Genomic DNA, 13486 nt, shown 5'->3' on the forward strand with positions numbered 1-13486 from the left:
GGAAGCCGACACGGAGACGAAGGGAGCCGGGGACAGGGATGGGACTGCTCGACGACAAGGTGGTGCTGGTCAACGGCGGCAGCCAGGGCGTCGGCGCGGCCGTCGCACGGGCCGCGGTCCGTGAGGGCGCGGTCGTCGCCGTCACCGGGCGCCGCCCCGAGCCCGGCGAGGCGCTGGTCGCGGAGCTCACGGCCGGCGGCGGCAAGGCGCTGTACGTGCGGGCCGACCTGGCCGACGCCGGGCAGGCCCGGGCGGCCGTGACCGCGGTGGTGGACGCCTGGGGCCGCGTCGACTGCCTGGTGAACTCCGCCGGGCTGACCGCGCGCGGCACGCTGCTCGACACCACGCCCGAGCTGTTCGACCAGCACATCGCCGTCAATCTCAAAGGGCCGTTCTTCGCGATGCAGGCGGCCGTCGCCGACATGCTGGCCCGCGGGGCGCCCGGCACGATCGTCAACGTCATCACGTCGTCGGCGCACGGCGGGCAGCCCTTCCTCGCGCCGTACGTGGCCGCGAAGGCGGGGCTCGCGGGGCTGACCCGCAACGTCGCGCACGCCCACCGCTACGACCGCGTCCGGATCAACGGCCTGAACATCGGCTGGACCGCGACCGAGGGCGAGGACGCCACCCAGCGGGCCTACCACGGGGCGGGTGACGACTGGCAGGAGCAGGCGGCGGCGCGGCTGCCGATGGGGCGGCTCGGCCGGCCCGACGAGATCGCCGACTTCGTGGTCTTCCTGCTGTCCGACCGGTCCGGGGTGGTCACCGGCTCGGTGATCGACTGGGACCAGAACGTCCTCGGCGGACTGGACTGACCGCCACACTCATCTTTCGTCGTCTCCAGGAGCATCATGCGTATCGGAATCCTCGGCCTCGGCCGCATCGGCGCCTTCCACGCCGAGACCCTGTCCGGGCTCGATGCCGTCGAGTCCCTCGTCGTCACCGATCCCCTGGCGGACGCCGCCAAGGCCGCCGCGGAACGGTTCGGCGCCGAGGTCGCCGACTCGCCCGAGGCGCTGCTGGCCTCCGGGGTGGACGGCATCGTCGTCGCGGCGGCCACCGACGCCCATCCGGCGCTGATCCGGGCCGGGGTGGCGGCCGGTGTGCCCGTGTTCTGCGAGAAGCCGGTCGCCCGCACCATCGCCGAGGGCGTCGAGGTGCTGCGCGCCGTGGAGGGCGGCGACGTGCCGGTCCAGATCGGCTTCAACCGGCGCTTCGACGCCGGGTTCGCCGCCGCGCGCGCCGCCGTCCGGTCCGGGGAACTCGGCACGCTGCACACCGTGCGGTCGACCACGCTGGACCCGGCGCCGCCGCCGGCCGCCTACATCGCCGCGTCCGGGGGCATCTTCCGGGACTGCTCCGTGCACGACTTCGACATCATCCGCTGGGTGACCGGCCGCGAGGTCACCGAGGTGTACGCCGTGGGCGGCAACCGGGGCGCCGACTACATCCGGCAGGCCGGCGACGCCGACACCACCGGCGCGCTGCTCACCCTCGACGACGGCACCATCGCGGTGGTGTCCAACTCCCGGCACAACGCCCGGGGTTACGACGTCCGCATGGAGCTGCACGGGTTCACGGACTCCCTCGCCGTCGGCCTCGACGACAAGCTGCCGCTGCGCTCGGCCGAGCCCGGCGTCACCTTCCCCTCCGGCGTCCCGCACGACTTCTTCATGGACCGCTTCGCCGCCGCCTACCGCGCCGAACTGGCCGCGTTCACCGAGCTGATCGCCGGGACCCGGCCCTCGCCGTGCACGATCGCGGACGCGCTGGAGGCGGGCTGGATCGCGGAGGCGTGCACGCTGTCCCTGCACGAGCACCGGTCGGTGACGCTCGCGGAGGTCCGCGACGCCTGAACCGTGACGGGACCGGGCCGGGCCGGGTGGCGGCCGAGGAGCGTGGCGCCTCAACTCCCGGCCGGCCCAGGGCAGGTGACCTCGACGACGCACTGCACCTTGACCCCGGCCCGGGCCAGGCCAGGTGACCACGAAGGCGCACGCACCTTGTCCCCGGCCGGTGTTCCGGCCGGGGCTCAGCCGTTGCCCTCCCCCGACGTCACCGCGCCGCCGGTTCCGCTGGCAGGTTGAAGACGTGGTTCGGGGAGACGATCTGTGTCACGGTCCGGCCGAAGAGGGTGCTGGGCTCCTCGCCCTTGTAGTTGATGTCGGTGTTGAGCACCACCACGACCGTCGCCTTGGCGGACGGCAGGTAGATGGTGAGGGACTCGTAGCCGGGCAGGGAACCGTTGTGCCCGATCCAGCCCTGCACGTTGAAGATGCCGAGTCCGTAGCCGGCGCCCGGGATGGTGGTCGCGGGTGTGATCAGCCGCTGCTTCTGCGTGGCGGGGCTGACCATGTCACCGCCGTTCGGCAGTTTGCCGGTGGCCACCGTGCGGGCCCACACCCGCAGGTCGTCCAGCTGGGAGATCATCGCGCCGGCCGCCCAGCCCCAGGAGGGGTTCCAGTCGGCGGAGTCCTCGACCTTCCCGGTCGCCGTCTGGTTGGTGTAGCCCTGCGAGTGCGGCGTCGGGAACTCGCTGCCGGTCGGGAACAGCGTGTGCTTCAGGCCGACCGGGTCGATGATCTTGTGCTGGATGTACTGGTCCAGCTTCTGCCCGCTCTGCTTCTCGACGACCAGGCCGAGCAGGACCAGGTTGGTGTTGCAGTAGTAGAACTGCCGGCCGGGCGGGAAGAGCACCGGGTGCTTGAAGGAGTAGGCGAGCAGTTGCTGCGGGGTGAAGGCGCGCTTCGGGTCGGAGGTGAGCGCTTTGTAGAAGCCCTCGTCCGCGGAGTAGTTGAACAGCCCGCTGCGCATGCCGGCCAGCTGCCGGATCGTGATCTTGTTGCCGTTGGGCACGCCGCTGATGTACTTGTCGATGGTGTCGTCGAGGCCGATCTTGCCCTGGTCGACGAGTTGCAGGACGGCCGTGACGGTGAAGGTCTTCGTCTCGCTGCCGATCCGCATGTACAGGTCGGGCGTCATCTTCCGGCCGGTGGACTTGTCGGCGACGCCGAAGGATTTGACGTACTGCCCCTTGTCGGGCGTCCACACGCCGACGGTCACGCCGGGGATGTTCGCCTGGTGCATCACCCGCTGTACGGCGACGTCGAGTTGCCGCCGCACGGCGGGCGTGAGCGAGCGGACGTCGTTGCCGGACGGGGACGGAGAGGTGGACGGGGACGCGGACGGGGACGCGGAGGTGGGCGACGCCCCGGTCGGGGACGGAGACGCCGAGCCGGGCGAGGCCGGCGAGGTCGCAGCCGACGAGGACGGCGAGCCGGGCGGATAGCCGGGCGGGGACGGCGGCGTGGGGGCCGCGGTCGGCTGTGCGACGGCCACGCCGGCCGCGGCCGGCGCCGCGAGGATGCCCAACGCGGCGGCGACGACCGCTGACCTGCGCAGTCGGGTGGAAGCGTACGACATGGGCCTGCTCCCCGGATCAACGGCGGGAGGGAACGTCCCGCGAACGTCGTGGAAGGCGGCGGGACAGCGGCCGCCGCACAGGCCGACGGCCCTGGTGTACCAGTGGCCCCATGGGTCACACCGGCTACCACCAGCATAGGAGCGCCCGCCCACCGCGTCCTGTCGGGCCGCGGGCGCTGCGCCGCCCCCTCCCCGGGGTGGGCTCAGGCCCCGCAGGAGCGCAGGAAGCGCCGGGTGCGGACCGCGATCGGCAGGGGCCTGTCGGGCTCGCAGGGGTACATGTCCTGCTCGACGATGGCGAACAGGTCCACGCCCAGCTTCTGCGCCGCCACCAGCACCGGCTCCAACTCCGGCACCCCGGACGGCGGTTCGCACATCACTCCACGCCGCACCGCCGGGCCGAAGGGCACCTCGTGCGCCACGACCTCGGCGAGGATCTCCGGGTCGACCTGCTTCAGGTGCAGATAGCCGATCCGCTCGCCGTAGGTCTCGATGAGCCGGACGCTGTCGCCGCCGCAGTAGGCGTAGTGCCCGGTGTCCAGGCAGAGGTTGACCAGCTCGGAGTCGGTGGAGTCGAGGAAGCGCTCGACATGGGCCTCGGTGTCGATGTGGGTGTCGGCGTGCGGGTGGACGACGATGTCCAGGCCGTACGTCTCCTTCACCTCGTGTCCGAGCCGTTCCATGCCCTTGGTGAGGTACGCCCACTGCTCGGTGGTCAGCTCCGGCGGCTCCAGGATCTCGGCGGTCTTGTCGTCGCGCCAGAAGGACGGGATGACGACGAGGTGCCGGGCGCCCATGGCCTGGGTGAGGGCCGCGACCCGGGCGACGTGCTCCCAGGTGGCGTCCCACACCGACAGGCCGCGGTGCAGGGCGGTGAAGACGGTGCCCGCGGACACCCGCAGGCCGCGGGCCCGGACCTCGTCGGTGAGCCGGGCCGGGTCGGTGGGCAGGTAGCCGTAGGGGCCGAGCTCGATCCATTCGTAGCCGGCCTCGGCGACCTCGTCGAGGAAGCGCTGCCAGGGCACCTGCGCGGGATCGTCGGGGAACCACACGCCCCAGGAGTCGGGGGCGGAGCCGACCCGGATGCGGCTCAGAGCAGCGGGCATGTCAGGGGGTTCCTTCCGGCGCAGGGGCCGCCGCGGGGGCGGAGAGGTCCGGCGTCTCGGGCAGCCCCTCCACGTCGACGCCCCGGACCTGCGAGAGTTCGTGCTTGAGGGCGGCGAGTTCGGTGCCGCCGGCCATGTGGTTGGTCAGTTCCTCGAGGCTGACCTCGCTGCGGGCGGCGGACAGCTCCAGGGTGCCCAGCCGCAGCACGTTGAAGTGGTCGCCGACCATGTAGGCGTGGTGGGGGTTGTGGGTGATGAAGATGACGCCGAGGCCGCGGTCGCGGGCGGCGGCGATGTACTTCAGGACCACGCCGGACTGCTTGACGCCGAGGGCGGCGGTCGGCTCGTCCAGGATCAGCACCCGGGCGCCGAAGTAGACGGCGCGGGCGATGGCCACGCACTGGCGCTGGCCGCCGGAGAGGGTGCCGATGGGCTGTTCCAGGTCGTCCAGGACGATGCCCATGTTGCGCAGCTCCTGGTCGGCCGTCTTCTTCATGCGGCCGATGTCGAGGCGGCGGACGGGCCAGGGGCCCTTGGTCATCTCGGACCCGAGGAAGAAGTTGCGCCACACCGGCATCAGCGGGACGGTCGCGAGGTCCTGGTAGACAGTGGCGATACCGCGGTCGAGGGCCTCGCGCGGGGTGGTGAAGCGCACCGGCTGCCCGTCCACGAGGAACTCGCCCTCGGTGTGCTGGTGCAGCCCGGAGATGATTTTGATGAGGGTGGACTTGCCGGCGCCGTTGTCGCCGAGGACGCAGGTCACCCGGCCGGGCAGGACGTTCAGGTCCACGCCGTGCAGGGCGCGGATGTTGCCGTAGGACTTGCCGGCCGCGCGCAGTTCGACGAGGGGGGCGTCCTTCTCGGGCACGGTGTCCGCGAGGATCGCGCCGTGGGTTCCGCTGGTGGTCATGTCACCTCACCTCCGTGTCGCGGTGCGCTGCACGTACAGGTTGATCAGGACCGCGCCGAGGAGCATCACCCCGAGGAAGGCCTTGAACCAGTCCGGGTTCCAGCCCGCGTACACGATGCCCTGGTTGACCATGCCGAACATGAACGCGCCGAAGACCGGGCCGATCGCGGAGCCGTAGCCGCCGGTGAGCAGGCAGCCGCCGATGACGGCCGCGGCGATGTAGATCAGCTCCTGGCCGACGCCCTCGCCGGACTGCACGGTGTTGAAGGAGAACAGGTTGTGCATGCCGACGAACCAGGCGCCGAAGCCTACGGTCATGAACAGCGTGATCTTCGTGAAGTTCACGGGTACGCCGACGGCCCGGGCGCTGTCCTTGTTGCCGCCGACGGCGAAGATCCAGTTGCCGTACTTGGTGCGCAGCAGCACCCAGGTGGCCAGCGCGGCGAAGACGAGCCACCACACCACCGTGACTTTCACCTGGACGCCGCCGACGTCGAAGGAGGAGGCGAAGACCTTTCTCGCCTGGTTGAAGCCGTCCATGTCGCTGATGTCGTCGGTGGCGACGTTGCCGGTGACGAGTTTGGTCACCGCGAGGTTGACGCCCTGGAGGATCAGGAAGGTGCCGAGGGTGACCAGGAAGCTGGGCAGCCCCGTTCTCACCACCATCCAGCCGTTGAAGGCGCCGATGCCGAGGGAGACGATCAGTGCCACGACCACGCCGCTCCACACGTTCATGCTCAGCTGGAAGCTCAGCATGCTCGCGGTGAGCGCCGAGGTGATGACCGCGACGCCGGCCGACAGGTCGAACTCGCCGCCGATCATGAGCAGTGCCACCGGCAGCGCCATGATGCCGATGGTCGACGACTGGTAGAGCACCGTGGCCATCGAGCTGCCCTGGCGCACGGTCGGCGCCGCGATCAGGAAGAAGACCAGGACGGCCACGGCGCCGAGGAAGACGCCGACCTCGGGCCGCGCGAGCAGCCGGAACACCAGGGAGCGCTGCCGGGTGCGGCCGTCGGACTCCTTGCGGCCGGGGGCCGGCGGTGTCCCCACCGCCGGCGCAGCCTGCTGGGTCATACGATCACCGGGTGCCCTTCGCGGCGAAGCCGGCGACCTGGTCGACGTTGGACTTGTCGACGAAGGCCGGGCCGGTGAGCACCGGCTGCTCGCCGCCGCCGCTGTAGTTGCCGTTGTTCTTGTAGAGCCACAGGGAGTCGACGGCCAGGTAGCCCTGGAGGTAGGGCTGCTGGTCGACGGCGAACTGGATGGTGCCGTTCTTGATGGCCTTGGTGAGGTCCTTGTTGAGGTCGAAGGTGGCGACCTTGGCCTTGCTGCCGGCGTCGCCGACCGACTGCACCGCGGTCAGCGCGAAGGGGGCGCCGAGGGTGACGACGTAGTCGATGCCGGTGTCCTGCTTGAGCTTGGCGGTGATCGTCGACTTCACGGACGGCATGTCGGTGCCGTTGACGTACAGGTTCTGCACGGAGCCGGAGAAGGTCTTCTTGACGCCGTCGCAGCGCTGGGTCAGGCCGATGTTGCCCTGCTCCTGGATGACGCAGACGGCGTTCTTGGCGCCCACCTCGTTGAGCTTCTTGCCGAAGGCCTCGCCGGCGACGGTCTCGTCCTGGCCGAAGAACTCCAGCAGGCCGAGCTTCTTCCAGTCGCTGACACCGGAGTTGAGCCCCACGACGGGTATGCCGGCGCTCGTGGCCTTGGCGACGGCGCCCTTCATGGCGTCCGGTTTGGCGAGGGTGACGGCGATGCCGTCGACCTTCTGGTCGATCGCGTTCTGCACCAGGTTGGCCTGGTTGCCGGCGTTGGGGTCGGCGGAGTAGATGAGCTTGATGTTGTCCTTGGCGGCGGCGGCCTCGGCGCCCTTGCGGACGATGTCCCAGAAGGTGTCGCCGGGCGACTGGTGGGTCACCAGCGCGACCGTCATCCGCGGAGTGCTGGCCTTGCCGGCGGAGGCCGCGGCCCCTCCTTCTTCGGCCTTCTTGCCGCCGGAGCTGCTGGAGCAGCCCGCGACGGCCAGGGCCGCCGCCGCGGCCAAGGCCACGACCGGGGCGAGTCTGCGGGAGTGAGAAGAGCGGTCCATCTTTCCTGCACCTCACTGTGCGACGTGTGCGACGGGGGAAAGGGAGGGGATCGGGAGCCCGGGTGATTCGGCTGTTGCGCTGGGACGGGATACAAGTCGCTGCGACGCCCGCTGTCAATACTTTGTTAAGACATCATTTCACAACAAGGTCCGAATGTAAGTACAAACTATTGACAGTGCCGGCTCCCGGCACCTACACCTGGGAGGCGGCAGGCACGCCGGTACGGGCCGATCCCTACCCCAGGGGCGCGGGCGTAGCCCTGACGCGGAAACGGAGCGACGTGTTGACTCTCAGCATCCCCGACCTCGTCACGGTTCGCGCGCGGCACCCGGAGGCCGTCGCCGAGGCCGCCGCCCGCCGCGTCCGACGGCCGCTGCTGAACGGCTCCGGCCGCCTGATGATCGTCGCCGCCGACCACCCGGCCCGCGGCGCGCTCGCCGTCGGCGACCGGCGCCTGGCCATGGCGAACCGGGCGGACCTGCTGGAGCGGCTGTGTACGGCGCTGTCGCGGCCCGGGGTGGACGGGGTGCTCGCCACCGCCGACGTCCTGGAGGACCTGCTGCTGCTCGGCGTGCTGGACGGCAAGGTCGTGATGGGCTCGATGAACCGCGGGGGGCTCGCGGGCGCCCGCTTCGAGATGGACGACCGGTTCACCGGGCACCGCGCCACCGACCTCGACCGGCTGCGCTTCGACGCCGGCAAGCTGCTGCTGCGCATCGACTACGACGACCCCGGCTCGCTCACCACGCTGGAGGCCACCGCCCGCGCCGTCGACGAGATGGCGGCCCTGCGCCTGCCGGTGTTCGTCGAGCCGTTCCTCTCCCGTCGGGTGGCCGGCCGGGTCCGCAACGACCTGGGCGCTGAGGCCGTCACCCGGTCCATCGCCATCGCCTCCGGCCTCGGCGGCACCTCCGCCTACACCTGGCTCAAGCTGCCCGTCACCGACGACCCCGACGACATGGGCGAGGTGCTGCAGGCCTCGACCCTGCCCGCCGTACTGCTCGGCGGTGACGTGGGCGACGACCAGGACGCCGCCTACGAGCGCTGGCGCAAGGCGCTCGGACTGCCCACCGTCCACGGCCTGGTGGTGGGCCGCTCGCTGCTCTACCCGGCCACGGGCAGCGTGGAGGAGGCGGTCGACACGGCCGTCGGTCTGCTGTGAACCGCCCGCCGGGGAAGCCTGTCGTAGGACGCGTGCTGTGAAACGGAGGAGTTCATGACGTACCACCTGCCCGCGGGCAAGGCGGCCGGCGGTCCCTACGCCGTCGACATCGGCCCGGAGAAGGCCGGCTGGGGGTACTCCGCCCTGCGGGTGCTGGAGCTGCCCGCCGGGGGTGCGCACACCTTCGACACCGGCGACAGCGAGTGGATCGTGCTGCCGCTCGCCGGCTCCTGCACCGTCGCCGTGGCCGACGACTTCGGTCACAGCACCTTCGCGCTGGCGGGCCGGGTGGACGTCTTCGGCTCGGTCAGCGACTTCGCCTACGCGCCGCGCGACGCCCGCGCCACCGTGACCTCCGCGGCCGGCGGCCGCTTCGCGCTGACCGGCGCCCGCTGCGCCCGCCGGCTGCCCGCCCGCTACGGCCCCGCCTCCTCGGTCCCGGTCGAGCTGCGCGGCACCGGCGCCTGCTCGCGCCAGGTCAACAACTTCGCGGCCGCGGGCGTCTTCGACTGCGACAAACTGATCGCGGTGGAGGTGCTGACCCCCGGCGGCAACTGGTCCTCCTTCCCGCCGCACAAGCACGACGAGCACCGCCCGGGCGAGGAGTCGGTGCTGGAGGAGATCTACTACTTCGAGTTCGCCGCCCACGGCAGTACGCCCGGTCTCGGCTACCAGCGGGTCTCGCCGTCCGGTCCGGGCCGGGAGACGGACGTGCTGGCCGAGGTCCGCGACGGCGACGTCGTGCTCATCCCGGACGGCTGGCACGGGCCGTCCATGGCGGTGCCGGGCCACCACATGTACTACCTCAACGTCATGGCGGGCCCCGGGGCCGAGCGGTCCTGGCTGATCTGCGACCACCCCGACCACGCCTGGATCCGCAAGACCTGGTCCGGGCAGAGCGTCGACCCCCGACTCCCCCTCTACACCGCACCGGAGACCTCCCGATGAGCGCCCGCACCCTCCGTCTGACCACCGCCCAGGCCCTGGTGCGGTTCCTCGCCGCCCAGTACACCGAACGCGACGGTGTGCGCCGCCGGCTGATCGCCGGCACCTGGGGCATCTTCGGTCACGGCAACGTGGCCGGGATCAGCCAGGCCCTCGTCGAGTACGGGGACGTCATGCCGTACCACCAGGGCCGCAACGAGCAGGCGATGGTGCACGCGGCCGTCGCCCGCGCCCGGCATCTCAACCGGCTGTCCGCCATGGCGGTGACGACGTCGATCGGGCCGGGTGCCACCAACCTCGTCACCGGAGCCGCCCTCGCCACGATCAACCGCCTGCCCGTGCTGCTGCTGCCCGGCGACTACTTCGCCGCGCACCCCGCCGACCCGCTGCTCCAGCAGCTGGAGCACCCGGTGGAGGCGGACGTGTCGGTCAACGACACCCTGCGCCCGGTCTCCCGCTACTTCGACCGGATCACCCGGCCCGAGGCCCTGATCGTGAGCGCGCTGCAGGCCGTGCGGGTGCTCACCGACCCGGCCGAGACCGGCGCGGTGACGCTGGCCCTGCCGCAGGACGTGCAGGCGGAGGCGTACGACTGGCCGGTGGAGTTCTTCGCCGACCGTGTGTGGTTCGTACGGCGGCCGGCGCCGGACCCGATCGAACTCGCCGAGGCCGTCCGTGAGATCCGGGCCGCGTCCCGCCCGCTGATCGTCGCGGGCGGCGGCGTCCACCACAGCGAGGCGGAGGAGGCGCTGCGCGCGCTGGTGGACGCCACCGGCATCCCGGTCGCCTCCACCCAGGCCGGGAAGGGCTCCCTGCGCTACGACCACCCCGCCGACGTCGGCGGCATCGGCCACACCGGCACGGCCGTGTGCGACGACCTCGCTCGCACCGCCGACCTGGTCATCGGTGTCGGCACCCGCTACTCGGACTTCACGACCGCCTCCGGCACCCTCTTCCAGAACCCCGGCGTGCGGTTCGTGAACCTCAACATCACCGCCTTCGACGCGCACAAGCTGGCGGCGCGCACACTGGTCTGCGACGCGCGCGGCGGTCTGGAGAAGCTGACGGCGACGCTCGCCGGGCACCGCGTGGACGCGGCGTACGAGGCGGAGTACCGGGCGGGCAAGGAGCGCTGGGAGCGGGTCGTCCAGAGCGCGTTGCACGCGCCGGACGACAGCGCGGTGCCGACGCAGACGCAGGTGCTCGGCGCGCTCGACGGGGTCGTCGGCGACACGGACGTGGTGATCAACGCGGCCGGTTCGCTCCCCGGTGACCTGCACAAGCTGTGGCGGGCGCGCAGCCCGCGCCAGTACCACCTGGAGTACGGCTACTCGTGCATGGGCTACGAGATCCCCGCCGCGATCGGCGTGCAGCAGGCGGCGCCGGACGCGGTGGTGTGGGCGCTGGTCGGCGACGGGACGTATCTGATGATGCCGACGGAGATCGTCACGGCGGTGCAGGAGGGGCTGCCGGTCAAGCTGGTGCTGATCCAGAACCACGGCTACGCCTCGATCGGCGGGCTGTCGGAGGAGACCGGTGGCGAGCGCTACGGCACCGCCTACCGTCACCGGGCCGCCGACGGCACGTTCACCGGGCCGCCGCTGCCGGTCGATCTCGCGGCGAACGCGGCCAGTCTCGGCATGGAGGTGCTGCGCGCCAAGACGGTGGCCGAGCTGCGTGAGGCGCTGGCCGCGGCGCGCACCGCGGACCGGCCGACCTGCGTGTACGTCGAGACCGATCCGGCGCCGACCGCTTTGGGAGCCGAGGCCTGGTGGGACGTGCCGGTCGCCGAGGTGGCGGGCCGTGAGGCGGCGGTGGCCGCCCGCGCGCGGTACGAGCAGCGGGTGGCGGACCGCCGCCGCCATCTGTGAGGGGGGTGTCATGACGCGGTCCCGCGCCGCGGGGTCCGGCACGGACGGGGTGGACTTCGACCTGGACCGGGCCAGTCCGGTTCCGCTCTACCACCAGCTGGCCCAGCAGTTGGAGGCGGCCATCGGGCGTGGCGTGCTCGTCCCGGGCAGCCTGCTGGGCAACGAGGTCGATCTGTCCGCCCGGCTCGGCCTGTCCCGCCCCACGGTCCGCCAGGCGATCCAGTCCCTCGTCGACAAGGGCCTGCTGGTGCGGCGCCGCGGGGTGGGCACCCAGGTGGTGCACCGGCAGGTCCGCCGCCCGCTGGAACTGAGCAGCCTGTACGACGACCTGGAGGCGGCCGGGCAGGGTCCCTCGACGCGGGTCGTGCGCAACGAGCGGGGTCCGGCGAGCGCGGAGGTGGCCGCGGCGCTGGGGATGGCCGAGGGCGAGGAGGTGATCGTGCTGGAGCGGCTGCGCCTCACGCACGGCAGGCCGGTGGCGCTGCTGTGCAACCACCTGCCCGCGAATCTGCTCGACCTGGACTCGGATCGGCTGGAGACGACGGGCCTGTACCGGCTGATGCGCGCGGCCGGCATCAGCCTGCACAGCGCGCGGCAACGCGTCAGCGCCCGCTCGGCGACGGCGGCGGAGGCGTCCCGCCTGGACGAGCAGCGGGGCGCGGCGCTCCTCACCATGCAGCGCACGGCGTACGACGACACCGGCCGCGCGGTCGAACACGGCACGCACGTCTACAGCGCGTCGCGCTACTCGTTCGACTTCGAGCTGCTGGTCCGCAAATAGGGGATCCGCGGCGGGCCGGGGGGCAGGGCGGGGTGTCCGGCCCGCCGTACTTGACGGGCCGCCGTGGGCGGAGCACAGTCGGGATATACGTCGTATACGTACATCTTATCGTGCGCGAAGGAGCCCGGTCCATGAGCGCACCGTCCACGATCCTGGTCACCGGCGGAGCCGGCTTCCTGGGCAGCCACACCTGCGTGGACCTGCTCGACCACGGCTACGAGGTGATCGTGGTGGACAACCGGGCTCCCGCCCTGCGAGAGATCCTCGCCCGCGTGGAGCGGCTCGCCGGCCGGTTCGTCGGCGCCGTGTACGAGCTGGACATCCGCGACCGCCGGGCGCTGTCGGCGGTGTTCGCGCGGCACGCCGTGGACGCGGTGGTGCACTTCGCCGCCCTGACCTCGGGCCGCGAGTCCCTGACCTCGCCCGTGGAGTACTACGACGTCAACCTCGGCGGCACCATGACGCTGCTGCACTCCATGCACGAACACGGCGTGCGCCAGCTGGTGTTCTCCTCCACCTGCGCCCTCTACGCGCCCGACGCGCGGGACGCGCTCGCCGAGAGCGACCCGGTCCGCCCGCAGGACCCCTTCGCGGCCTCCAAGTGGGCCTGCGAACAACTCCTCGCCGACGTCTGCCTGCGCCGCCCCGAATACACGGTGGTGTGCCTGCGCCACTTCACACCGGCCGGCGCCCATCCCAGCGGACTGCTCGGCGACGGCGGACCCGGCACCCGGGACTCCCTGGTGCCGGCGATGGCAGAGGTCGCCGTGGGCCGGCGCCCGCGCCTGCGGGTGTACGGCGGTGACTACCCCACCCGCGACGGCACCGCGGTCCGCGACTACGTGCACATCCTGGACACCGTCGAGGCGCACCGCCTTGCGCTGAACCATCTCGCCGACGCGCCGGGCCTGCACGTGTACAACCTCGGCAGCGGGCGGGGCTCCTCGGTGCTGGAGGTCGTCACCACGTTCTCCCGGCTGTGCGGCCGGCCACTGCCGTACGAGATGGCCCCGCGCCGCCCCGGGGACGCGGCGCGGCGGGTCGCGGACGCCGGGGCGATCGGCCGGGACTGGGACTGGAGCCCGAGCCGCGACCTGGACGACGTGTGCCGCGACGCCTGGCGCTTCCAGCGACTGCATCCGGTCGGCTACGGCGACTCCGCCCTCCCACCCGGCGCCGGGGAGGAGTGAGG

At 71.9% G+C, this 13486-nt stretch carries 12 protein-coding genes; 7 read left to right on the forward strand and 5 right to left on the reverse strand.

What is annotated here, in order from left to right:
* Positions 1 to 38: 38 nt before the first annotated feature.
* Together AC0B9F_RS06445 and AC0B9F_RS06450 are read left to right on the forward strand one after the other, a co-directional pair.
* Positions 39 to 815: an SDR family oxidoreductase gene (locus tag AC0B9F_RS06445; protein ID WP_471999165.1), complete on the forward strand. Its 777-nt coding sequence runs from the start codon at positions 39 to 41 to the stop codon at positions 813 to 815.
* A gap of 36 nt (positions 816 to 851) precedes the next feature.
* On the forward strand, positions 852 to 1856 hold the full coding sequence (locus tag AC0B9F_RS06450; RefSeq protein WP_471999167.1) for a Gfo/Idh/MocA family protein: 1005 nt from the start codon (positions 852 to 854) through the stop codon (positions 1854 to 1856).
* A gap of 199 nt (positions 1857 to 2055) precedes the next feature.
* Here AC0B9F_RS06450 and AC0B9F_RS06455 read toward each other — a convergent pair whose 3' ends face one another.
* The 5 genes from AC0B9F_RS06455 to AC0B9F_RS06475 all read right to left on the reverse strand — a co-directional run bounded on the left by AC0B9F_RS06455 (position 2056) and on the right by AC0B9F_RS06475 (position 7534).
* Complete coding sequence (locus AC0B9F_RS06455) at positions 2056 to 3423, reverse strand: serine hydrolase domain-containing protein (RefSeq protein ID WP_471999169.1); 1368 nt, start codon at positions 3421 to 3423, stop codon at positions 2056 to 2058.
* 203 nt (positions 3424 to 3626) lie between these two features.
* Positions 3627 to 4529 carry a sugar phosphate isomerase/epimerase family protein gene (locus AC0B9F_RS06460; RefSeq protein WP_471999171.1) on the reverse strand — a complete coding sequence of 301 codons (903 nt, stop codon included), beginning with the start codon at positions 4527 to 4529 and terminating at the stop codon, positions 3627 to 3629.
* Position 4530: 1 nt separating this feature from the next.
* A complete protein-coding gene (locus AC0B9F_RS06465) occupies positions 4531 to 5439 on the reverse strand; it encodes an ATP-binding cassette domain-containing protein (RefSeq protein WP_471999173.1) in 909 nt (302 codons plus the stop codon).
* A gap of 6 nt (positions 5440 to 5445) precedes the next feature.
* Positions 5446 to 6516, reverse strand: a complete 1071-nt coding sequence (locus tag AC0B9F_RS06470; RefSeq protein WP_471999175.1) for an ABC transporter permease — start codon at positions 6514 to 6516, stop codon at positions 5446 to 5448.
* 4 nt (positions 6517 to 6520) lie between these two features.
* On the reverse strand, positions 6521 to 7534 hold the full coding sequence (locus AC0B9F_RS06475) for a sugar ABC transporter substrate-binding protein (RefSeq protein WP_471999177.1): 1014 nt from the start codon (positions 7532 to 7534) through the stop codon (positions 6521 to 6523).
* A 284-nt stretch (positions 7535 to 7818) separates the two neighbouring features.
* On the opposite strand from AC0B9F_RS06475, the gene AC0B9F_RS06480 reads away from it, so the two are divergent.
* The 5 genes from AC0B9F_RS06480 (at position 7819) to galE (ending at position 13484) form a co-directional block, all read left to right on the forward strand.
* A complete protein-coding gene (locus AC0B9F_RS06480; protein WP_471999179.1) occupies positions 7819 to 8697 on the forward strand; it encodes a Cgl0159 family (beta/alpha)8-fold protein in 879 nt (292 codons plus the stop codon).
* A gap of 54 nt (positions 8698 to 8751) precedes the next feature.
* Positions 8752 to 9645 carry a 5-deoxy-glucuronate isomerase gene (gene iolB, locus AC0B9F_RS06485; RefSeq protein WP_471999180.1) on the forward strand — a complete coding sequence of 298 codons (894 nt, stop codon included), beginning with the start codon at positions 8752 to 8754 and terminating at the stop codon, positions 9643 to 9645.
* On the forward strand, positions 9642 to 11513 hold the full coding sequence (gene iolD, locus AC0B9F_RS06490; RefSeq protein WP_471999182.1) for a 3D-(3,5/4)-trihydroxycyclohexane-1,2-dione acylhydrolase (decyclizing): 1872 nt from the start codon (positions 9642 to 9644) through the stop codon (positions 11511 to 11513). Before iolB ends, iolD begins: the two co-directional genes overlap by 4 nt.
* A gap of 10 nt (positions 11514 to 11523) precedes the next feature.
* The gene (locus tag AC0B9F_RS06495; protein WP_471999184.1) at positions 11524 to 12294 is read left to right on the forward strand and encodes a GntR family transcriptional regulator; all 771 of its coding nucleotides are present in this window, start codon (positions 11524 to 11526) and stop codon (positions 12292 to 12294) included.
* Positions 12295 to 12425: 131 nt separating this feature from the next.
* Positions 12426 to 13484 carry a UDP-glucose 4-epimerase GalE gene (gene galE, locus AC0B9F_RS06500; protein WP_471999186.1) on the forward strand — a complete coding sequence of 353 codons (1059 nt, stop codon included), beginning with the start codon at positions 12426 to 12428 and terminating at the stop codon, positions 13482 to 13484.
* Positions 13485 to 13486 lie beyond the last annotated feature (2 nt).

This window comes from Streptomyces sp. NPDC097129 (assembly GCF_055668065.1).